Consider the following 21,867-nt stretch of genomic DNA (forward strand, 5'->3'; position numbering starts at 1 on the left):
CCCGTTTGACGGGTCAGCACCGAGGTGGAGTTATGCCGGATGAACACCAGCCGATACACGACGGCCGCGACCACCGGCGCGAGTATGAGCAGGACGACGACACCGAGGACAACCTCGATGGGAGCCGTCAATCTGTTCAACTCCTTCCGGTGGTCGCGGCCGTCGTGTATCGGCTGGTGTTCATCCGGCATAACTCCACCTCGGTGCTGACCCGTCAAACGGGCGAGGACGCGTGGACCTACGGAGCCGTGCGGTACACGGACGCCGACGTCGCCTTCTATCGCCTGTTCAGCATCCGCTTCACACCGGATGTCCGACTGGATAGGCGCACGCTCGTTCTCGGGCGGCGCCGTCATCCGACGGGCTCAGAACTGGACGTGGCGGAGGCCGGCGAGATGATCGTCCCGTTCTCCGGCCGTGACCGCCGCGACCAGTTGGTCGAGGGTGACATCTGCTTGGGGCCGTCAGCGCTCACCGGGCTCATGGCGTGGGTCGAGGCCTGCTCGACCGACCAGATACGTCCCAGGCGTCGCAGGCGCTGAATCCCGCTCGTCACCGGCCACCCGGGCCGAACTCAGGAGGTTCTGTTGCGACTCGTCGTCGCCACCTGCCAGGTCGACTACGTCGGTCGGCTCACCGCCCATCTCCCCATGGCTCCGCGGCTGCTGTTGGTGAAGGCCGATGGATCGGTGAGTGTGCACGCGGACGACCGCGCATACAAGCCGCTCAACTGGATGACCCCGCCGTGCACCCTGAGCGAGCAGGATCATCCGGAGAACGAGGATCACCGCTTGTGGGTGATCGAGAACAAGGCCGGCGAGCAGCTACGCATCACCGTCGCGGAGATCCACCATGAGTCCCAGCACGAACTGGGGGTGGATCCCGGCCTGGTCAAGGACGGCGTCGAAGCTCATCTGCAGGAGCTGCTCGCGGAACACATCGATACTCTGGGCCGTGGCTACAGTCTGGTCCGCCGCGAATACATGACCGCGATCGGCCCGGTCGACATCCTCGGACGGGACTCCGAGGGCACGACGGTCGCGGTGGAGATCAAGCGCCGCGGCGAGATCGACGGCGTCGAGCAGCTGACGCGCTATCTCGAGCTGCTCAATCGCGATCCGCTACTCGCGCCGGTCAACGGGATCTTCGCCGCCCAGGTGATCAAGCCGCAGGCGCGAACGCTGGCCGAGGACAGAGGTATCCGCTGCGTGACCCTCGATTACGACCGGCTACGCGGAACAGACTCCAACGACCTGCGCCTCTTCTGAGCGGGGTGTGCTGTGCCCAGACGACATCGGCGCGCAGCCCGGGATCTACCCGCGCCGAGGCGTGAGGGGCTGGGCGGGGGAGCGATGGAGCCCGGGCCGGCGGGAGATCCGGACAGGTACCACGTACGGAGGATCCCCGGCGCCCGGGCGAGCAAGGACTATCGCTGCCCGGGATGCGACCAGCTGGTGATGTCGGGAACGGCACACGTCGTGGCCTGGCCGGACCGGCCGGGTGGCGACGACGAGCGGCGCCACTGGCATTCGGGGTGTTGGAACGGTCGGTCCAGTCGGGGGCTCACCCGTCGCTGGAGTTGAAGCGAGGGGGCTCCGGCAGGGGCTCCTCGTTCGCGACGCCGGCCGGCAGCGGCTCCAGTCGTGCCCGTACAGAGGCCAGTTCGGCCAGGACGTCCTCACGAAGTGCACGGAGGCGCTCGGTGTGTGTCCGGGCCCGGTCCATCATGTCGTTCGCGCGCTGCTCAGCGTCACGCACGATCTCGTCCGCGCGGTCGCGGGCTTCAGACCGGAGCGCCTGGACTGCGCCCCTGGTCGCGGCACGCCGGGCGCGATCCTCGTCGAGGGATTCCTCTCGACGCAGGTTCGACGCGAGTCGGTGGTCCTCGTCGATCTGGTCACGTCGCCGTGCGGCGACGTCGTCCAGTCGCTTCGCCTCGCTCTCGGCCGAGCGGACGATCTCCGCAGCCCGGGTTCGCGCTGCGTCCAACGCTGCGTCGTGCTCGGCGCGGACAGCGTCGTTACGGGTGCGGACGGCGGAGAGCTCGGCTGCCGCCGACTCACGCATCCGCCACGCGTCCTCTTCAGCCTCGTTGAGGATCCGGTCTGCGTCGGAGTGTGCGTTGTCGCGCATCGATGCGGCCTCGGCCGTCGCGAGGGCGAGCATCGTGGACAGACGGTCGGACATCTGCTCGTTCGTGACCGGTGCGCGGCCCAACTCGGCGATCCGCGACTCCAGCTTTTCGACCTTGTCGCGGTGGCGCTCGAGCTCCGCGGTGGCACGTTCGGCACGCTCCACCGCGGCGTCGCGGTCGGCCCGCAGCAGCTCGGCTTCGGCTTCCAGTCGGGCGAGGGTCGCGGACACCTGTTCGCGGTCGAAGCCCTTCCGGACCACCGCGAAGGGCTGCACGGCCGATTCGGGAGTGTGCGTGCTCGGCATGCCACCACCCTAGCCGCGCAGCCCGCGCCGGCGCTCAGTGCTGATCGGCGGCCGGCTCCACGAGCTCGAGGAGGACACCGCCGGCGTCTTTGGGGTGGACGAAGTTGATGCGGGAGCCGGCGGTTCCGTTCTTCGGGGCCGGGTAGAGCACGCGCACTCCGCGTCCGGTTAGGTGGGCGGTGATCGCGTCGATGTCGGTGACCCGGACGGCCATCTGCTGGATCCCGGGGCCGTTGCGATCCAGGTACTTGGCGATGGTCGAGCTCTCGTCGAGAGGCGCCAGTACCTGGAGCAGGGCGCTGCCCGCGGGGCGGCCGGGGGAGCCGAGCATGGCCTCGCGGACGCCCTGCTCCTCGTTGACCTCCTCGTGGAGGTTCTCCATACCCAAGTTGTCCCGGTACCAGGTCACGGCCGCGTCGAAATCCGGGACCGCGACACCGACGTGATCGATGGCCACGACCAGTTCGGAAGGAAGAAGGGGCTGGCCTGCTGGGGTAGTAGTCATACCTTCCACGCTAGCCGGTCCGGGTCCACGGTAGTTTGGCGTGGATAACCATCACCCCTCGATCGGAAGGTGTCCCATGACCGCCGAGCCCACCCGCACCGTCATCGTCGCCGGTGCACGCACTCCGTTCGGTCGCCTGCAGGGCGGCCTGTCCTCCCTGTCCGCGGCCGAACTCGGCGGCATCGCGATCAACGCCGCCCTCGAGCGTGGCGGCGTCTCCGGTGAGGCCGTCGACCAGGTGATCATGGGACAGGTGCTCTCCGCCGGAAACGGCCAAATGCCCGCACGCCAGGCCTCGCTCGCCGCCGGGCTCCCGAAGAGCATCGACGCGCTGAGCATCAACAAGATGTGCCTGTCCGGCCTGACGGCGATCGCGTTGGCCGACCAGGCCATCCGGTCCGGCTACTCCGAGGTGGTCGTGGCGGGCGGTCAGGAGTCGATGTCGCAGGCGCCGCACCTCCTGCCCAAGAGCCGGAACGGTTACAAGTACGGCTCCGTAGAGGTCCTCGACCACATGGCGTACGACGGGCTGCACGACGTCCCGACCGACCAGCCTATGGGGGCCCTCACCGAGGCCCGGAATGTCGAGCTGGAGATCACGCGTGAGCACCAGGACGAGTTCGCCGCGATCTCGCACCAGCGCGCCGCCGCCGCCTGGGCAGAGGGACGCTTCGCGGACGAGGTCGTCCCGGTGACCATCAAGGGGCGTAAGGGCGACACGGTCGTGGAGACGGACGAGGGCGTCCGGGCGGATTCCACCGCCGAGTCGATGTCGAAGCTCCGTCCCGCATTCGCCAAGGACGGCACCATCACCGCCGGTTCGTCGTCCCAGATCTCCGACGGCGCGTCGGCTGTGATCGTCACCTCCGCCGCCCGCGCCGAGGCGGAGGGCTGGCCGGTCCTGGCCGAGATCGTCGGCTACGGCACGGTCGCCGGGCCCGACTCGACCCTCCAGCACCAGCCCGCCGACGCGGTGCTGGACGCGTGCGAGCGCGCCGGTGTTGCGGTGTCGGACATCGATCTGTTCGAGTTCAACGAGGCCTTCGCCTCGGTGGGACTGCACTCGACCCGCATGCTGGACCTGGACGCGGACAAGGTGAACGTCAACGGTGGCGCCATCGCCCTCGGCCACCCGATCGGCGTGTCGGGTAACCGCGTCGTCCTCACCCTCGCCATGGAGCTCGCCCGCCGGGGCGGGGGTCTCGGAGCCGCGGCACTCTGCGGCGGCGGCGGCCAGGGAGACGCGCTCCTGATCCGGGTGCCCGCGGCCGGCTGACACACTGACGGCGGCGGCGTGGCAGGATCGGAGCCGTGACCAGACCAGGTAACCGTCCCCCGTCCGCCGCCGAGCAGAAGCTCGCGGCGTCGCTCGCCGGCGCCGTCGACCTCTCTGGGCTGAAGAGTCGCGCCGAGGCCCCGCGGGGCGCGGTCGCCGCCGGCCGTGCCCCCGGGCAGCCGGGCGGGGGCAGCGCCCCCGGGGCCGGGGCATCACGGGTGGAGGTGGACGAGGCGACCTTCGAGCAGGAGGTCCTCGTCCGCTCCACCCAGGTCCCGGTCATCATCGAGCTGGTCTCGCAGCGCGCGCCCACGGCGCTGACGGCGCAGCTGGCGGCACTGGCGGATGAGGCGAACGGGGCCTGGGTCCATGCGACCGTCGACGTGGATGTGGCCCCCGGGATCGCCCAGGCGTTGCAGGCTCGTGCGGTGCCGTCGGTGTTCGCCATCGCGGGCGGCCGTCCGATCGCCGATTTCGAGGGGGAGCAGCCCGAGGAGGCGCTCCGCCAGTGGCTCGACGCCGTTCTGCGTGCCACGGAGGGCAAACTGAGCGGACCGGTGCCGGACGCCGATGCTCCCGGTGCGGAGGATGAGACGGACCCGGAACTGGACGCGGCCGAAGAGGCGCTGTCGGAGGGGGACCTGGTCACGGCCGAGGAGCGGTTCTCGGCGCTGGTCGAGGCACGACCGGCCGACCACACGATCGTCGAGGCGCTGAGGTACGTCCAGGCCGGCAGGCGCGTGTCCGAGGAGTCGGACACCGCGGAAGGGACGGTTCCCGCCGCACTGCGGTCGGCGGACCTCATGCTGGTCGCGGCGGAGTACGACGCGGCGTTCTCGGTGCTGACCGACGCGGTCAAGGTGCACTTCGGAGATGATCGCCAGATCCTCCGGACCCGGCTGCTCGAGATCCTCGAGGCACTACCCGCTGACGACCCCCGGGTGCTCGTCGCCCGACGAGAACTCGCAAGCGCCCTGTACTGACGGAGCCGGCAGCGGTGACCGCCGCCGGGCACCGCCACGCCCCCGAGATCTGGCGTGGTGCGCCCGAGGTCGTGCCGCGATCTAGCCGCTGTGGCGCAGCCACACCGTGGCCCGGGGCCCCACCGCCACTGTCGCCGAGTACGGACGTCCGTGATGCCCCTGCTCGTGCGAGCGCACCCCGCCCAGGTTCCCCACGCCGGAGCCCTCGTAGAGCTCGGCGTCGGTGTTGAGGATCTCCTCCCACATGCCGGCGGAGGGAAGCCCGATGCGGTAGTCGTGTAGCGGGCTTCCCGAGAAGTTCACGATGCAGGCCAGGGTGTTGCCGGCGTGATCGGTGCGTAGGAACGACAACGTGCTGTTGTCGGCGTCGTTGGCGTCGATCCAGGAGAATCCGGCCGGCTCGTCGTCGAGCACCCACAACCCCGGGTTGTCGGCGTATCCGGTGTTGAGATCGCGTACGCACGCGAGGATGCCGCGGTGGAACTCGCCCTCCCAGCCGTCCAGGTCGTCCCAGACGACACCGCGGTCGGCGTCCCATTCGGTGGCCTGGCCGAACTCGAGGCCCTGGAACAGGAGTTTCTTTCCGGGGTGAGCCCACATGTAGGCGTACAGCCCGCGGATACCGGCGGCACGGTCCCATGCGGCACCCGGCATCCGCTCCCACATCGAGCCCTTTCCGTGAACCACCTCGTCGTGGCTCAGCGGCAGGACGAAACGTTCGCTCCAGGCGTACATCATCGAGAAGGTGATCTCGCCGTGGTGGTGCGCCCGGTAGAGGGGGTCCAGCGCCAGGTAGCGCAGGGTGTCGTTCATCCAGCCCATGTTCCACTTCATGGAGAAGCCGAGCCCGCCGGTCCCGGTGGGGGCGGTGACGCCTCCCCACGAGGTCGATTCCTCCGCGATGGTGAGGACCCCGGGATGTGCACGGTGCAGGGTCGCATTGACCTCCTGCAGCAGAGCGATCGCCTCGAGGTTCTCCCGGCCACCGTGCAGATTGGGCTCCCACTGGCCTTCCTCGCGCGAGTAGTCCAGGTAGAGCATCGAGGCGACGGCATCCACGCGCAGCCCGTCGACATGGAACTCCTCGGCCCAGAACAGGGCGTTGGCGACGAGGAAGTTCCGAACCTCGTGTCGGCCGAAGTCGAACACGTACGTGCCCCAGTCCGGTTGCTCGCCCCTCCGTGGATCCGGGTGTTCGTACAGTGGGGTCCCGTCGAAGCGGCCGAGCGACCACTCGTCCTTGGGGAAGTGAGCGGGAACCCAGTCCACCAGCACGCCTATCCCACGCGAGTGGAGGTGGTCGATGACGTAGCGCAGGTCGTCCGGCGATCCGAACCGGCTGGTGGGTGCGTAGTAGGACGACACCTGATAGCCCCACGAGCCACCGAACGGATGCTCGGCGACAGGCATCAGCTCCACGTGTGTGAAGCCGGTCTCCGCCACGTGGTCGGCCAACTGGTGTGCGAACTCTCTGTAGCCGAGTCCGGGACGCCATGAACCGATGTGCACCTCGAGCACGGCCATCGGCGACCGCGAGTGATCGCGGGTCGCGCGGGCGGCGATCCACTCGGCGTCGTTCCATTCGTACTCGGAGGTAAACACCCTGGAGGCGGTGGCCGGGGGCACCTCGGTCGCGGAGGCCATCGGATCGGCGTGGTCGACGGTTCTCCCGTCGGCGCCCCGCACGCAGTACTTGTAGTGGGCGCCGTCCCCGACGCCGGGGACGAACAGTTCCCACACCCCGGATGAGCCGATCGACCGCATGGGCAACGCGACGGGATTCCACGCACAGAAGTCGCCCACCACGCTCACACCGCGCGCATTGGGTGCCCACACCGCGAACGAGGTTCCCGTGACGGCCCCGCCGGGGGTGTCGTAGGTGCGGACGTGCGCGCCCAGGACGGTCCACAGCCGCTCGTGCCTGCCCTCGCCGATCAGGTGTAGGTCGACGTCGCCGAGCGTCGGCAGGAACCGGTACGCGTCGGCGACGATCCGACTGTGGCCGTCCGGGTACGACACCCGGTAGCGGTAGTCGGGGAGGTCGGCATCCGGAAGCGATGCCCCGAACATCCCGTGCCCGAGCGGGGACATGGGCACAGTGCGGCCGTCGACGAGGATCTCCACCGCCACCGCCCCGGGCTGCATCGTGCGGATGACGCTACCGCTGCCGTCCCGGTGCGCGCCGAACACGGAGTGCGGATCGTGATGGGTGCCCGAGCGGAGTCGGGCGAGGGCCTCGTCGGGGAACGGGGCCGGCGCGGGAGTGCCCGCTCCGGCGGCCATGTCGGGCTGAGAGTGCTGCGTCTCGTGGTGCTGTACCATCGGTGTGCCTCTAATCCACGATGTGCGTGCGGTAGGACAACTCGACCCTACGTGCCGGGTCGCAGGGCGGGACCACGACGATGTGGGCGACCGCCGACCAGGGCTCGAGCCGGACGAAGTTGCTCGATCCCCAGTGGAACTCGGATCCGGTGACCTCGTCGCGGACGCTGAAGCGTGCTTCGACCGGGTAGCCCATCGCCGCCATGTCGAGCGTCAACGTGCCCTCCTGTGCGCCCTGCGGGTCGAGGGAGACCACCGTGAGGACGCAGTCCCCGGTGGCCGGGTCCAGCTTGGAGTAGGCGATGATCTGATCGTTGTCCACCGCGTGGAAGCGGAGGGTCCGCAACTGCTGTAGAGCCGGATGGTCGCGGCGGATGCGGTTGAGTGTCCGGATCCATGGCGCGAGTGACTGGCCGGCGTTCTCGGCAGCGGCGAAGTCCCGGGGCCGGAGCTCGTACTTCTCGGAGTCCATGTACTCCTCGCTGCCCGCGGCGACGGGCTGCCATTCGTAGAGTTCGAATCCGGAGTAGACACCCCACGCGGGGGAGAGGGTGGCCGCGAGCGCCGCCCGGATGGCGAACATCGCCGGGCCGCCCCGCTGCAGGGATTCGTGGAGGATGTCCGGGGTGTTGGTGAACATGTTGGGGCGCGCCTCGTCGACATGCTCGAGAAGCTGTTCGCAGAACTCCACGAGCTCGGCCTTGGTGGTCTTCCAGGTGAAGTAGGTGTACGACTGCGAGAAGCCGCGCCGGGCCAGGCCGAAGAGGCGGGCCGGCCGGGTGAAGGCCTCGGACAGGAAAAGCACGTCCGGTTCGGTCCGCTTGACCTCGCTGATGAGCCGGTGCCAGAAGTCGCCCGGCTTGGTGTGGGGGTTGTCCACGCGGAAGATGCGGACCCCGAGCGCGGTCCAGTGACGGACGACTCGCAGGACCTCCGTGAAGATGCCCTCGGGATCGAGGTCGAAGTTGATCGGATAGATGTCCTGGTACTTCTTGGGTGGGTTCTCGGCGTAGGCGATTTGTCCGTCCGGCAGGACCGTGAACCACTCCGGGTGGGCCTGCGCCCACGGATGGTCGGGCGCGCACTGCAGCGCCAGGTCGAGGGCTATCTCGACCCCGCGTTCAGTCGAGTACTCGACGAGGTCACGGAAGTCGTCGATCGTGCCGAGTTCGGGATGGACGCTATCGTGACCCCCCTCGGAGGAGCCGATCGCCCACGGGGAACCGACATCGTCAGCCTCCGGGGTGAGCGTGTTGTTGCGGCCCTTCCGGTTGACCCTCCCGATCGGATGTACCGGGGGCAGGTACGCCACATCGAAGCCGAGGTCGGCGGCGTGGTCGATGGCCGAACGCGAGGTGCGGAACGTCCCGTGCACGGGACGACCATCCGGGTCGCGACCGCCAGTCGACCGGGGGAAGAACTCGTACCACGAACTGAACTGGGCCGCGCGCCGGTCGACCCACACGCGATGGGTCCGCCCGACCGTGACGAGCTCGCGGACCGGGTCGGCGGCCAGGGCTTCCGCGACCGGCCCGGAGAGAGCGGCCGCGGTGCGTGCGCCCGCGTCTCCCCGGCCCCGCAGATCGGCCGCAGCGCGGGTCAATAGCCCGGCGTCGTCGGAACGGCCGGCTGTCGTGGCGCGCCCGATCGCGGTGTCGAGGACGCGGGCGCCGACTTCCAGTTCGTTGCCGAGCTCGTCCGCGTCCTGCCCGGCCGCCATCTTCTTGACGATGCCGCTGCGCCAGGTCGCGAAGGGATCGGACCACGCCTCGACGCGGAACGACCACATCCCGGGCGAGTCGGTCAGCAGGAGTGCGTGCATGGTGTCGGGCTCGGTACCGGGCACCATCGTGGTGCGGGTGGCGGCCCCGCCCGGACGCCGGACGACCACCGTGGCCGACAGTGCGTCGTGGCCCTCGCGCCACACCACGGCCGAGATCGGCAGCACCTCGCCCACAACGGACTTGGAGGGGAACCTCCCGCACGCGACGAGGGGGAGGACCTCGTCGATGGCCAGACGGTCGTTCACGTCGGTGCTCCTCTCGGCTGCTGAACCGCCATGGTGGGCGGTGTCACCCCCTCGACGCTAGCGAAGGCGGGGCGTTCCGGGAGCCCGGTCACCTCCGGTTCATCTGTCGGGGCCGTGTTCCTCGCCACCCCGCTCCCCGATACGGGGTTAGATGGGCGCCGTGAGCACCGTGATCGACATCGACCCAGACCTCGTCCTCGACCTCCGGGACGTCTCGCTACGCCGCGACGGCACGAACCTCGTCGGGCCACTGACCTGGCAGGTGGAGTTGGACGAACGATGGGTGGTGCTGGGGCCCAACGGTGCGGGCAAGACGTCGCTGCTCAAGATCGCCGCCGCGCTCGACTACCCGAGCACCGGGACCGCCGTGATCCTCGGCGAGCAGCTCGGCCGGACGGAGGTGACCGAGCTCCGTAGCCGCCTGGGGCTCTCCTCGGTCGCGGTCGCCGGCCGCATCCCGGGTGACGAGGTGGTGCAGGACCTGGTGGTCTCCGCCGGTTACGCGGTCCTGGGCCGGTGGCGTGAGCAGTACGACCGTCAGGATTTCGACCGCGCCGCGGACACCCTCGAGTCGATCGGCGCGGAGCACCTCGCGGAGCGGACCTGGGGCACCCTGTCGGAGGGTGAGCGCAAGCGGGTGCTCATCGCCCGCGCGCTGATGACCGATCCCGAACTGCTGCTCCTGGACGAGCCGGGCGCGGGGCTGGACCTGGGCGGCCGCGAGGATCTCGTCGCGCGGCTCGGGGACATGGCGATGGATCCGGACGCGCCCGCGACGGTCCTGGTGACCCATCACGTCGAGGAGATCCCGCCGGGCTTCACCCACGCGATGTTGCTGTCGGAGGGCGAGGTCACCGCGATGGGGCTGATCGACGATGTGATCACCTCGGAGAATCTCAGCCGGGCCTTCTCCCAGTCGATCGTCGTGGACGAGATCGACGGTCGTTATTTCGCGCGCCGCTCCCGCCGTGCCGGCCGGCATCGACGGGCATGACGACTCCGCCCGCGCCGTTCGACCCCGGGGCCGTCCCGATCCGTGAGGCCGCGACGGTCGCCCTGATCAGAGATGCGAGGGTCGGTGGCGGAGTGGAGGTCTTCCTGCAGCATCGCGTGCCCACGATGCAGTTCGCCGCGGGTATGTCGGTGTTCCCCGGCGGCGGTGTGGAGCCGCGGGACTACCGCGGAACCCGCGCGTGGCGCGGCCCGGAGGCGCGGTGGTGGGCGAGCCGCTTCGCGATCGGCGAGGAGCGGGCGGCCGCCGCGGTGCGGGGTGTCGCGCGCGAACTGTTCGAGGAGACAGGGGTCCTGCTCGCCGAGCCCGAAACCGAACCCGGGCCCACACCTTCCGATCAGCCGGGCCACGCCGAGCGTCGCGCGCTCGACGCCGGCGAGGGGGACCTGGACGGTCTGCTGGCGCAGCACGGGCTGGTCCTGTCGGCGCATCTGTTGCGCCCGTGGGACCGGTGGACCACGCCGCTCGGCCCGCCGCGCCGTTACGACACGCTGTTCTTCGTGGCGGCCCTGCCCCAGGGCGCCGAGCCGGACGCGGTCACGAGCGAGGCGCGGGCCGCCGAGTGGATCCGGGCGGAGGACGCGGCACTGGCGGGCACCCTGGGCCACCTGGGAATGCTCCGTCCGACGCTGCACGTGGTCTCCGACCTGGCCACGGCCGCGAATGTGGCCGAGGTCCTGGAGCGGCCGCGGACGATCGCGCCGGGCGGGAACTAGAGTGCGCTCGTGACCCCGGAGGATCTGGACTTTCTGCGCACCGACGCGGGACGGGCCCTGCTCGACCTCGCCGCCGGGCTCGACTTCTCCCGCGCCCACACGGTCGCCTCGACGGCGGCCGTCCGGCGCGCGGATCCCGAGCACGCGGCCGCGGCGATCGACGTGGTGACCGCGCGGTCGCGCGCCGTCGGCCGCATCCGGGGCGCGGAGGGGATGCTGCTCACCGATGAGGCGGTCCAACAGGCCACCGCCTGGCCCGTGGCGGCGCTGCGTGCGCGCCGCCTCGCCGGCCGCGACGTCCACGACGTGACCTGTTCGGTCGGAGCCGAGCTCGCGGAGTTGGTGCATACCGCCGGGCGGGTGGTGGGCTCGGATCTGGATCCGGTGCGTGCGCGGATGGCCGCACACAATGTGCCGGACGCGCTGGTCTGTGTGGCCGACGCACTGTGCCCGCCGACGCGGGATGCCGTGGTGGTGGCGGACCCCGCGCGTCGCTCGGGCGGGCGGCGGATCCACGACCCGGCGCAGCTCAGCCCTTCGCTGCCGGCGCTGTTGGCGACCGTCGCCGAGCGTGATCACGTGATCAAGTGCGCGCCCGGCCTCGACGTCTCAACGCTGGGGCACCGCGGAGCGGTGGAGGTGGTGTCGCTGGACGGGTCCGTGCGCGAGGCGTGCCTGTGGTCGCCGGGTCTTTCCGGCGGGGTGGGCCGCAGGGCCACGGTGGTGCGCACGTCGCCGGTCGACGCGCGGGATCCGTGGGGCGCGTCGTGGGGTGCGCCGTGGATGGACGCGGACGGGGTCGCGGTCCACGTGGAGGAGGTCACCGATGGAGACGACGACGACGTCGACGCCTCCGGGGAACCGGACCGGTTCATCGTGGATCCGGACGGGGCCGTCGTCCGGGCGGGGCTGGTGCGGCACTGGGCCCGCCGACATGGGCTCCGGCAGTTGGACGCCCGGATCGCGCATCTGACCGGTCCGCGGATCCCGGGCGGGTACTCGGGCTTCGAGGTCCTCGACCGCTGTCGACTCGACCGCAAGGAGCTGCGCCGCGTCCTGCGCGAACGGGACTGCGGGTCGCTGGAGATCCTCGTCCGGGGCGTCGACGTGGACCCCGACACGCTGCGCCGCTCGCTCGCGCTGAAGGGGTCCCGGCCGTTGGCGCTCGTGGTGACACGCATCGAGCGGTCGGCGGTGGTCTTCGTGTGCGGACCGCGCACCCGCGCCGCGGACTAGTCGAAGACGTAGACCGCGCCGAGTCCGGTGGTCAGCATGATGCGGCCGTCGGAATCGATGCTCAGCCCGGACACCGGGCCGCCGGCCGCCGGCACCTCGATGCGGTGCAGGGTCTCGCCGCTGCCACCGTCGAGGACGTGCACGGCGATTCCGGGCACGTCGTCGACCCCGTCGGTGCGCACCGCGACCAGCACCCTGCCGTCCTCGGTCGCCGCCGGGTTGGTCAGCTGCTGCAGATCGTCGCGCCGCCAGAGTTCCCGGCCGGAGCCGTCCTCCCCGCGGACGGCCACGACGGGTGACGGGCCGGCGTCGTCGTCGTGGTCGTCGTCGGTTCCCTTCCACATCGTCGTCGTGCGGCCTCCGGTGACCAGGGTTCCGTCCGGCAGCAGGGCCGGGGGCAGGTCCGGGCGGTAACCCACCGGTACCGACCACAGTCGCGAGCCGTCGACGGCGGAGTAGGCGGCGAGGTCACCGTCGCGCGAGTGCACGTAGACCTCGCTCCGATCGTTCGACAGCACCGCCGGCACACCGAGGCGGCCGTCCGCCAGCGGCGCGCGCCAGAGCACGTCGAGGGCGCCGTCGACCGCGGCGGAGTCGTCCGCGTTGTAGCGGACGGCCACCAGTTCCGGTTCGTCGGCGTCCGGTGTCCACACGGTGACGTACGCGGTGGCCGACGAGGTGTCCACGGCGGCAGGGCCGGGCACGGGGCAGCCACGTTCGCCGATGCCGCACCACGGCAGTCCGTAGCCGCGATCATCGGTGCCGATCCGGCCCGCCAACCGCAGCTCGGGCGAGGCGTCCAGTCCCGTGTGCGCGTTGACGACCTTCGCGGCCCCCTGATGGGAGATCACCAGCAGGTGGCGGTTGTTCAGCAACGTCACGGTGGTCGGCGTTCCCCGGGTGGGTAGGAACCAGCGGTTCTCACCCTCCGACGCGACCGCGCCCACCCCGCCGAACATGGGCACGAACAACGACCCGCGGCCGTCGACGGTCGCCGTGATCCGCGGCCCGTCGGTGGGCAACCGCGTGCACCACCGCTTGCGGCCGTCGTCGGCGGAGAGGGAGAACAGATTGCAGCCGCGCTCGGAGATCGTGGCCTGGAACGACGAGCCGATGCCGTCGGAGGAGGCGACGCCGATCGCCGGGGCGCCCAACGTGCGGGACCACAGCAACTCCGGGGTCTGCGACACGGAGCCGTGGGCCCGGCCCGAGTTGGACGGGCCGCCTGCCACCGACGACCAGCTGGCGGCCTGCGGCAGGCGCGCATCGCCGCTCTCGGTGTGAGAGGTGCAGCCGGCGAGAAACGCCACCGCGAGAGCGGCGACGCCCAGTGTCCGCGCGACGCGCGGTGTCGTTGCCGGTCCCACAGATCCCCCCTCGTCCGCACTCCCGTGGTGAGAGTCACCGAATGAGACTAGTCGCCGCCCCGGCACGCGCTGTGGCGGACGCTCCGACAGAGGTGCCGACCGCGGGGGGAATCGGCGCGATCGGACCGCGGCCGGGCGGGCCCGCCGTTACGGTGGCCGACATCACGACCGTCCCGACGAGAGGCGAACCACCCGCGATGACTGCTGATTCCGGACTTGATACCGCTCTGAGCCCGCTGGGTTTCCTCGAGAAGGCGGCCAGGGTGGTGCCCCACGCGATCGCGGTGGTGGACGGCCCCCGGCGGCAGACGTACGCCGAGTTCGCGGAACGGGCGACACGGATGGCCTCGATATTGAAGATGCGCGGCGTCGCGCGGGGCGACCGGGTCGGTGTACTCGCGCCGAACTCGGCGGAGGCGCTGCTGGCGCAGTTCGGTGTCCCGCTCGCCGGTGGCGCGGTGGTCGCGCTCAACACCCGGCTTGCGCCAGCGGAGATCGCCTACATCGTCGACCACGCGGGCATCGAGGTCCTGATCGCCGACGCTGAGCTGCTCGCGGGGTTGGGGAACGAGGTGCCCGAGCAGTTGCGCCTCATCCTCGTCGCGCCCGACGCCGACGGCACCCAGCCCGACCCGGCCCGCTTCGGGCCCGTGGCCGAGGCGCTCGAGGAGGCGTTGGAGCTGGCCTCGCCGCGGGCCGTGCCCTGGACCGTCGACGACGAGGAATCGGTCATCGCCGTCAACTACACGTCCGGGACCACGGGCCGCCCCAAGGGCGTCATGTACACCCACCGCGGTGCCTTCCTCAACGCACTGGGCGAGATCGTCACCCAGAAGCTCGACGCCGACTCGCGCTACCTGTGGACACTGCCGATGTTCCACTGCAACGGGTGGTGCACCACGTGGGCACTCACCGGCGCGCTCGGCACCCATGTCTGCCTGCGGGCGGTCCGCGGCGAGGACATCTGGCGGCTGTTCGACTCCGAGGGCGTCAACAGACTCGCCGGCGCCCCGGCGGTGCTGTCCACGATCGCCGACGACCCGGCGGCCCGGCCCGTGGAGGGCATCAGCATGGTGACCGCCGGCGCCCCGCCGTCACCGACCATCCTGCGGCGGTTCGAGGACCTGGGCATCGACGTGACGCAGGTCTACGGCCTCACCGAGACCTACGGACCGTTCACGGTGTGCACCCCGCAGCCCGACTGGGCTGGCCTCGAGCCGGATGCGCGGGCTGCGCTCAAGTCCCGCCAGGGCGTGGCGATGATCCACGCCGACACCGTGCGCGTGGTCGAACGGACCTCCCCGGGTGAGACGACCCTGGTCGACGTGCCCGCGGACGGTGTCACGATGGGCGAGGTGGTCATGACCGGCAACGGTGTCATGAAAGGGTACTTCCAGGACCCCGACGCCACCGCCACCGCGTTCGCCGGCGGATGGTTCCACTCCGGGGACCTCGGAGTGATGCACCCGGACGGCTACGTCCAGCTCCTCGACCGGGCCAAGGACGTCGTGGTCTCCGGCGGCGAGAACATCTCGACGATCGAGGTCGAACAGGCGATCGCCTCACACCCGGACGTCATGGATTGTGCGGTCGTCTCGATGCCCGACGAGAAGTGGGGTGAGCGGCCCAAGGCGTACGTCGTGGTGCGGCCCGGCTCCGAGCTCGACGAGGCGGGCCTGATCGAGCACTGCCGGACCAGGATCGCGCGGTACAAGGTGCCCGGGGCGGTGGAGCTCACCGAGGCGTTGCCGCGGACCTCGACGGGCAAGGTCCGCAAGAACGAACTGCGAGACGCCGCCTGGTCGGGCTGGGAGAAGCGCATCAACTGACGGCCCCGACACACCCTCTGCGGGCAGGGTGACGTTATTCTGTGTCGAAGGACCATAATCCGGTGTGTTCCGCCGCACCTGACGGACCACACCCAGCCCCGACTCGCAGGAGGTCGACGCAGGCCCATGACGAACATCGTCGTACTGATCAAGCAGGTTCCCGATACGTACTCCGAGCGCAAGCTCTCCGATGGGGACTTCACCCTGGACCGCGAGGCCGCCGACGCGGTTCTGGACGAGATCAACGAGAAGGCCGTCGAGCAGGCTCTCCAGATCAAGGAGGCCGACGGTGGCGAGGTCACCGTCCTGTGTGCCGGTCCGGACCGCGCCACCGAGGCGATCCGCAAGGCGCTGTCGATGGGTGCCGACAAGGCCGTCCACCTCAACGACGAGGCGCTGCACGGCTCCGACGTCGTCCAGACCTCGTGGGCTCTCGCCAACGTCCTGGGCACCATCGAGGGCACCGAACTGGTGGTCTGCGGTAACGAGGCCACCGACGGCCGTATGGGCGCGCTTCCGGCCATCCTCGCCGAGTACCTCGGACTGCCGCACCTGACCCACATGCGGACCCTCGAGGTCTCCGGTGGCGTCGCCAAGGGCGAGCGCGAGACCGATGAGGGCGTCTTCGAGGTCGAGGCCCAGCTGCCCTGCGTCGTGTCCGTCGGCGAGAAGATCAACGAGCCGCGCTTCCCGTCGTTCAAGGGGATCATGGCGGCCAAGAAGAAGCCGGTCGAGACCCTGACCCTGGCCGACACCAACGTCGAGGCCGGGCAGGTCGGCAAGGACAACGCCGCCTCCACCGTCACCGCTTCGACCCCCAAGCCGCCGCGCACCGCGGGCGAGAAGGTCACCGACGAGGGCGAGGGCGGCAACGACGTCGCCAAGTACCTCGTCGCGCAGAAGCTCATCTGACCCGAGCTCAACCGACCGACTCATCCCAGACTTTTCAAGGAGAATCCACCATGGCTGAAGTCCTCGTCGCGGTCGAGCATGTCGACGGCGAACTCAAGAAGGTCACTCTCGAGCTGCTGACCGCCGCCCGCGCGCTCGGCGAGCCGTCCGCTGTCGTGTTCGGTGAGTCCGGCTCCGCCGCCGCTCTCACCGACGCCCTCAAGGAGGCCGGCGCGGAGAAGATCTACGTCGCCGAGGGCGATGCGGTCCAGAACTTCCTCGTCACCCCGAAGGTCGACGTTCTGGCCGGCCTGGCCGAACAGGGCGCCGCTGCAGTGCTGCTCGCCGCCACGTTCGAAGGTAAGGAGGTCGCCGGACGACTGGCGGCCCGTACCGGCTCCGGCATCCTCGGCGACGTCGTCGAGATCCGTGAGGACGGCTCCGCCGTCCACTCGATCTTCGGTGGCGCGTACACCGTCGAGGCGACCGTCTCCGGCGACACCCCCGTCTACACCGTGCGCCCGGGCTCCGTCGAGGCCACCCCGGCCGCCGGGGCCGGCGAGGTCGTCGAGGTTCAGGTCCCCGAGCCCGAGAACGCCGCCAAGGTGATCTCGAGCAACCCGATCGTCGGTGGCGACCGCCCCGAGCTCACCGAGGCCACCGTCGTGGTCGCCGGTGGCCGTGGCGTCGGTTCGGCAGAGAAGTTCGAAGAGGTCGTCGAGCCGCTCGCCGACTCCCTCAAGGGTGCCGTCGGCGCGTCGCGTGCCGCGGTCGACTCGGGCTACTACCCGGGCCAGTTCCAGGTCGGTCAGACCGGTAAGACGGTCTCGCCGCAGCTGTACATCGCGCTGGGCATCTCCGGTGCCATACAGCACCGCGCCGGTATGCAGACCTCCAAGACGATCGTCGCCGTCAACAAGGACGAAGAGGCCCCGATCTTCGAGATCGCGGACTACGGCATCGTGGGCGACCTGTTCAACGTCGCCCCGCAGCTCACCGAGGCCATCAACGCCCGTAAGTGAGTCCCGTCTGAGCACTGACGTCCCGGCGTCGACACGCTCCCACTGAACCCCGACACCCCTGCGGTGCCGGGGTTCAGTGCATTCGGGCGTATCCTTGCCTGCGATATGCGCACCACCCGTCCCGTCCACTACCTGGACCACGCCGCGACCACCCCGATGCGACCGGCGGCCGTCGCCGCCTACACCGAGGCCGCCTCGACCGTGGGCAACGCCTCGTCGCTCCACGGCTCCGGTCGACGCGCGCGGCGGCGCGTCGAGGAAGCCCGGGAACTGCTTGCGCACCACCTGGGTTGCCGACCCTCTGAGGTGGTGTTCACCTCCGGCGGGACCGAGGCCGACAACCTGGCAGTCATCGGTCTGGCGACAGCCTCGTCCGGTGACGTGGTGGCCGTCGGCGCCGCCGAGCACCACTCGGTCCTCGATGCCGCGGAACATCTGACTACCGGGCGCGGCGGGCGCAATGACGTCCGTGTCCTGCCCGTCGACTCACGCGGTGTGGTGCTGGCAGAGACCGTGCGCGACCTCGCGGGCGAGGTCGGACCCCGGCTCGCACTGGTCGCGACGATGCTGGCCAACAACGAGATCGGCAGCATCACCGACGTGGCGGCGGTCGCCGGGCCCGCGCGCGCCGCGGGCGCGTCGGTCCACACCGACGCGGTGCAGGCGGTCGGCCACGTACCCGTGGACTTCGAGGCGCTCGGTGTGACCTCGATGAGCCTGTCCGCGCACAAGTTCGGCGGCCCGCTGGGCGTCGGCGCACTGTTGCTCGACCGCGGCGCGGAGATCGCGCCCATCGGATTCGGCGGGGGCCAGGAACGGGACCTGCGTTCCGGCTCCGTCGACGTGCCCGGGGTCGTGGCCATGGCCGCGGCGCTCGACGAGGCGGTCCGGGAGATGGAGTCCGAGGCCCGGCGACTGTCCGGCCTACGTGACCGGCTCATGGAGGGCGTCCGCGCCACCGTCCCCGGGGTCATCGCCAACGGCGGGGGAGACCGACTCCCGGGGATCGCCAACCTCACCTTCCCCGGATGCTCCGGGGAATCGCTGATCCTGCTGCTGGATGCCGCCGGAATCGAGTGTTCGACGGGCTCGGCCTGCACGGCCGGTGTCGCCGAGCCCAGTCACGTCCTGTTGGCCGCCGGAGCCGACGAGGCTGCAGCGCGCAGCAGCCTACGGCTGAGCTTGGGATACACCACCACGGAGGCTGACGTGGACGCCACGATCGCCGCCCTCGGGCCGGCGGCCGAGCGGGCCCGCGTCGCCGGACTCGGGCTGTCCCGCGCAGGGGCGGGGGCGTCATGAGGGTTCTCGCCGCGATGAGCGGGGGAGTGGACTCCGCGGTGGCGGCCGCGAGAGCGGTCGCCGCCGGACACGACGTGGTGGGTGTGCACCTGGCGCTCAGCGCCGACCCGACCACCCTACGGACCGGTTCCCGCGGCTGCTGTTCCCGGGAGGACGCCGGTGACGCCCGACGCGTAGCCGACCTGCTGGGCATCCCGTTCTATGTCTGGGACTTCGCCGAGCGATTCCGCGCGGACGTGATCGACGACTTCGTCGACTCCTACGCCAGAGGAGAGACCCCCAACCCGTGTCTGCGCTGCAACGAGCGCATCAAGTTCGAAGCCCTGCTGGAGCGGGGAATGGCGCTGGGTTTCGACGCGGTGGCCACCGGCCACTACGCGCGGCTCTCGCACGAAGAACTCGCGGACGGTTCGACCCGGCCGGTCCTGCGTCGCGCAGTCGACGAGGCGAAGGACCAGTCCTACGTTCTGGGTGTCCTCACGCCACGACAGTTGGCCCACTCGATGTTCCCCCTCGGGGACACCCACAAGTCCGAGATCCGGGCGGAGGCGGACGCGGCCGGCCTGCCGGTGGCGTCCAAGCCGGACAGTCACGACATCTGCTTCATCCCCTCCGGGGACACGCAGGCCTTCCTCGGCGCCCACATCGGGCTGCGGCCGGGCGCCGTGGTGGACGCGGACTCCGGCGATGAACTCGGCCGGCACGACGGTGTCCACGGCTTCACCATCGGCCAGCGCAAGGGACTCGGACTGCCGGGCCCCGCGCCGGACGGACGCCCACGGTACGTGACGGCGATCGACGCGGACAGCGGGACCGTCACCGTCGGCGGGGCCGATCATCTGCTCTCGGCAGCGATGACCGCCACCTCGCCGTACTGGTTGGTCGACGACGACATCCGGGAGTCCGACTGTCGGATCCAGATCCGGGCACACGGTGAGGCGACCCCGGGCCACGTTCGGCGCGTCGGCGAAGGCCCGGACGCCCGTCTCGAGATCACCCTCGACGAGCCGGTGCGTGGCGTGGCGCCCGGCCAGGCCGCCGTGCTCTACCGCCCCGAGCCGGAGGGCGACCGCGTCCTGGGCAGCGGGACGATCTCGGTCGCGCGCCCGGCTGCGGGGGCTCCGTGAGCGCGGTGGCCCCGGTGGCCCCGGCCCACACCGGCCCCGGCCCGATGCCGGGCAGCGACCCCCGGGAAGCGGCCCGGATCGTGATGGGCGAATGCCCCGGCCTGCCCTTCCTGCCCGAGTTGCCCGGGCGCGGGCCGGGCGCCGACCTGGCCGGCCGCTCGCTCGCGATGCTGGCGGACCTGCCGGTCGACGTCTCGCCGCGTGGCTGGCGGCTGGCGCAGTCCCGGGGACGCCTGGCGCGCGTTGCCGCGGACCTGGTGGATCGTGACGGCGACGCCCTCGAGGAAGCCGACGAGCTGGCCCGCGACCCAGAATCCGCGCCCCTGGCGGCAGCTCGACGACTTCAGGTCCGCGTGGTGGGTCCGTGGACGCTCGCGGCGGCTCTCGAGTTACCGGGCGGTCTACCGGTGTTGACCGACCGCGGGGCGAGGCGGGACCTGGCAGCCTCGCTCGCGGAGGGCTCCGCGGCGTGGGCGGCTCGGCTCGCGGGACGGATGCGCGCGGGGACCCGAATCGTGCTGGACGAACCGATGCTCTGGCGGGTCGCGGCAGGGACGGTTCCCGCCCCCAGCCAATTCGATCCGGTTCCGCCCGTGCCCGTCGTGCAACTCGTGCTGGCGTTGTGTCGATTCGCGGACGCGCTGAGGGCCGCCGGGGCGGACGAGGTCCTGTTGCGGGTACCCACCACGTCCGGGCCCGAGGCGCCGGCCCTGTTTACCGCCTTCGCCGAGACACCTCGCGGCGAGACCCCGCTCGACGGTCTGTGTCTCGATGCTGCGCCCCTCTATGCGGCGCGCTCACACGACGCCCTCGACGCGGCGGGGACGGTGCTCGGCGACGGACGCATCCTGCAACTGGAGGGCGCCGCGGGAGTCGGTCGGCCGATCGCCGACCGGGCCGCGGCCGAACAGGCGGCGAACGCTCTTCTCGGTCTGCTCGACCGACTGGCCGCGCCTCGGTACGAGAGCCTGGCGAGGCTCGTGCTCACACCGACCGAAGGTCAGGTGGCCCGGGATTCGAGCGCCACCACCCGTGCCCTGGCCGGCGTGCGTCAGATGGCCGAGATAGCTCCGCACATCGCCGAGTAGCGTCCGAGGGCGGGCGCGGCCGCGATATCAGACCGCGGCCAGCGGCCATGCGATGTTGACCCCCGAGGCGTCCTTGCCGGTTCGCTCGAGGTAGGCGGCGAAGTCCCGTTGCCGTTCCTCGTGCCATCGGGCCTGCTGCTCGTTGACGTCCCGCCAGTCCGTACCGGCGAGATCCGGGAGTGCGCCGAGCAGCTTCCACGCGAGCCTTGCTGCGGCCAGCGCGTCGGCGGACGCCTCATGCGCGTTCTCCAGACGTACACCGTGGATCTCGCAGACCGCTTCCAGCGTGCGCTTGCCCTTGCGATACGGGTCGGTCGCCCGGTCCACCACGAACGGGTCGAGGACCGGCCCGAGGATCTCGAAGGTGGGGTCCCAGCGGCGCAGGATGGTCAGATCGAAACACGCGTTGAAGGCCACCAGGGTCCGGCCCTCGCGCCAGCCGAGACGGATGCCGGCCACCGTCTCGGCGATCACGTCGGCATGCGGGCGGCCGTTCGCCCGCGCGTGTTCGGTGGTGATCCCGTGGACCGCCGTGGCACCCTCGGGAATCGCCACACCCGGGTCCGCGAGCCAGGTGCGTTCGTGTTTGCGGGCACCGTCGATGGCCAGTAACGCCGACGTGACCACATGTGCTGTCCGGGGGTCGGGACCGGTGGTCTCGAGGTCGAACGCCAGCAGACGGGTGCGGTCGATGGTGACGGGGGCCTGGATATCGTTTGCCAT

Annotated in this window: 20 protein-coding genes; 14 read left to right on the forward strand and 6 right to left on the reverse strand. The window is 70.7% G+C overall.

The window, feature by feature from the left end:
• Nucleotides 1–149: 149 nt before the first annotated feature.
• From K3888_RS02575 to K3888_RS02585, 3 genes are read left to right on the forward strand one after another with little or no spacing between them, the layout of a single operon-like run.
• Nucleotides 150–542, forward strand: a complete 393-nt coding sequence (locus K3888_RS02575; RefSeq protein WP_230928679.1) for a DUF2550 family protein — start codon at nt 150–152, stop codon at nt 540–542.
• Nucleotides 543–587: 45 nt separating this feature from the next.
• The gene (nucS, locus tag K3888_RS02580) at nt 588–1,268 is read left to right on the forward strand and encodes an endonuclease NucS (protein WP_230928680.1); all 681 of its coding nucleotides are present in this window, start codon (nt 588–590) and stop codon (nt 1,266–1,268) included.
• Between the two features lie 12 nt (nt 1,269–1,280).
• Nucleotides 1,281–1,583 (forward strand): Rv1322 family protein, encoded by a 303-nt coding sequence (locus K3888_RS02585; protein WP_372459519.1) that lies wholly within the window; start codon nt 1,281–1,283, stop codon nt 1,581–1,583.
• Here the strand turns inward: K3888_RS02585 and K3888_RS02590 are convergent.
• Entirely contained in the window at nt 1,564–2,439 is an 876-nt protein-coding gene (locus K3888_RS02590) for a coiled-coil domain-containing protein (protein WP_230928681.1), read from the reverse strand. The two genes, K3888_RS02585 and K3888_RS02590, sit on opposite strands and share 20 nt — an antisense overlap.
• A 34-nt stretch (nt 2,440–2,473) precedes the next feature.
• Nucleotides 2,474–2,944, reverse strand: a complete 471-nt coding sequence (gene mce, locus K3888_RS02595; protein WP_230928682.1) for a methylmalonyl-CoA epimerase — start codon at nt 2,942–2,944, stop codon at nt 2,474–2,476.
• A 76-nt stretch (nt 2,945–3,020) separates the two neighbouring features.
• Here mce and K3888_RS02600 point away from each other — a divergent pair, with 76 nt between their 5' ends.
• Nucleotides 3,021–4,220, forward strand: coding sequence for an acetyl-CoA C-acetyltransferase (locus K3888_RS02600; RefSeq protein WP_230928683.1), 1,200 nt, complete (start codon nt 3,021–3,023; stop codon nt 4,218–4,220).
• Nucleotides 4,221–4,255: 35 nt separating this feature from the next.
• Nucleotides 4,256–5,203 carry a tetratricopeptide repeat protein gene (locus K3888_RS02605; protein WP_230928684.1) on the forward strand — a complete coding sequence of 316 codons (948 nt, stop codon included), beginning with the start codon at nt 4,256–4,258 and terminating at the stop codon, nt 5,201–5,203.
• A gap of 81 nt (nt 5,204–5,284) precedes the next feature.
• Here the strand turns inward: K3888_RS02605 and glgB are convergent, their stop codons facing one another.
• Together glgB and K3888_RS02615 are read right to left on the reverse strand one after the other, a co-directional pair.
• Nucleotides 5,285–7,486, reverse strand: a complete 2,202-nt coding sequence (gene glgB, locus K3888_RS02610; RefSeq protein ID WP_230929062.1) for a 1,4-alpha-glucan branching protein GlgB — start codon at nt 7,484–7,486, stop codon at nt 5,285–5,287.
• 49 nt (nt 7,487–7,535) lie between these two features.
• Nucleotides 7,536–9,554, reverse strand: a complete 2,019-nt coding sequence (locus K3888_RS02615) for a maltotransferase domain-containing protein (RefSeq protein WP_230928685.1) — start codon at nt 9,552–9,554, stop codon at nt 7,536–7,538.
• Nucleotides 9,555–9,705: 151 nt separating this feature from the next.
• On the opposite strand from K3888_RS02615, the gene K3888_RS02620 reads away from it, so the two are divergent.
• The 3 genes from K3888_RS02620 to K3888_RS02630 are packed head-to-tail and all read left to right on the forward strand — an operon-like array spanning nt 9,706 to nt 12,518.
• On the forward strand, nt 9,706–10,548 hold the full coding sequence (locus tag K3888_RS02620; protein ID WP_230928686.1) for an ABC transporter ATP-binding protein: 843 nt from the start codon (nt 9,706–9,708) through the stop codon (nt 10,546–10,548).
• A complete protein-coding gene (locus K3888_RS02625; protein WP_230928687.1) occupies nt 10,545–11,282 on the forward strand; it encodes an NUDIX hydrolase in 738 nt (245 codons plus the stop codon). The genes K3888_RS02620 and K3888_RS02625 overlap by 4 nt, the downstream gene beginning before the upstream one ends.
• Before the next feature lie 9 nt (nt 11,283–11,291).
• Entirely contained in the window at nt 11,292–12,518 is a 1,227-nt protein-coding gene (locus tag K3888_RS02630; RefSeq protein ID WP_230928688.1) for a THUMP-like domain-containing protein, read from the forward strand.
• Here the strand turns inward: K3888_RS02630 and K3888_RS02635 are convergent.
• On the reverse strand, nt 12,515–13,885 hold the full coding sequence (locus K3888_RS02635; protein WP_230928689.1) for an outer membrane protein assembly factor BamB family protein: 1,371 nt from the start codon (nt 13,883–13,885) through the stop codon (nt 12,515–12,517). The two genes, K3888_RS02630 and K3888_RS02635, sit on opposite strands and share 4 nt — an antisense overlap.
• Nucleotides 13,886–14,082: 197 nt before the next feature.
• Here K3888_RS02635 and K3888_RS02640 point away from each other — a divergent pair, with 197 nt between their 5' ends.
• The 6 genes from K3888_RS02640 (at nt 14,083) to K3888_RS02665 (ending at nt 21,144) form a co-directional block, all read left to right on the forward strand.
• Nucleotides 14,083–15,714: an AMP-binding protein gene (locus tag K3888_RS02640; RefSeq protein WP_230928690.1), complete on the forward strand. Its 1,632-nt coding sequence runs from the start codon at nt 14,083–14,085 to the stop codon at nt 15,712–15,714.
• A 126-nt stretch (nt 15,715–15,840) separates the two neighbouring features.
• Nucleotides 15,841–16,626: an electron transfer flavoprotein subunit beta/FixA family protein gene (locus tag K3888_RS02645; protein WP_230928691.1), complete on the forward strand. Its 786-nt coding sequence runs from the start codon at nt 15,841–15,843 to the stop codon at nt 16,624–16,626.
• 50 nt (nt 16,627–16,676) lie between these two features.
• A complete protein-coding gene (locus tag K3888_RS02650) occupies nt 16,677–17,627 on the forward strand; it encodes an electron transfer flavoprotein subunit alpha/FixB family protein (RefSeq protein WP_230928692.1) in 951 nt (316 codons plus the stop codon).
• A gap of 105 nt (nt 17,628–17,732) precedes the next feature.
• Nucleotides 17,733–18,929: a cysteine desulfurase family protein gene (locus K3888_RS02655; protein ID WP_230928693.1), complete on the forward strand. Its 1,197-nt coding sequence runs from the start codon at nt 17,733–17,735 to the stop codon at nt 18,927–18,929.
• The gene (gene mnmA, locus K3888_RS02660; RefSeq protein WP_230928694.1) at nt 18,926–20,056 is read left to right on the forward strand and encodes a tRNA 2-thiouridine(34) synthase MnmA; all 1,131 of its coding nucleotides are present in this window, start codon (nt 18,926–18,928) and stop codon (nt 20,054–20,056) included. Before K3888_RS02655 ends, mnmA begins: the two co-directional genes overlap by 4 nt.
• Nucleotides 20,053–21,144 (forward strand): uroporphyrinogen decarboxylase/cobalamine-independent methonine synthase family protein, encoded by a 1,092-nt coding sequence (locus K3888_RS02665; protein ID WP_230928695.1) that lies wholly within the window; start codon nt 20,053–20,055, stop codon nt 21,142–21,144. Before mnmA ends, K3888_RS02665 begins: the two co-directional genes overlap by 4 nt.
• A gap of 27 nt (nt 21,145–21,171) precedes the next feature.
• On the opposite strand, the gene K3888_RS02670 is transcribed toward K3888_RS02665, so the two are convergent.
• A complete protein-coding gene (locus K3888_RS02670) occupies nt 21,172–21,867 on the reverse strand; it encodes an exonuclease domain-containing protein (protein ID WP_230928696.1) in 696 nt (231 codons plus the stop codon).

Source organism: Dietzia aurantiaca (genome assembly GCF_021033825.1).
GTDB lineage: Bacteria > Actinomycetota > Actinomycetes > Mycobacteriales > Mycobacteriaceae > Dietzia > Dietzia aurantiaca.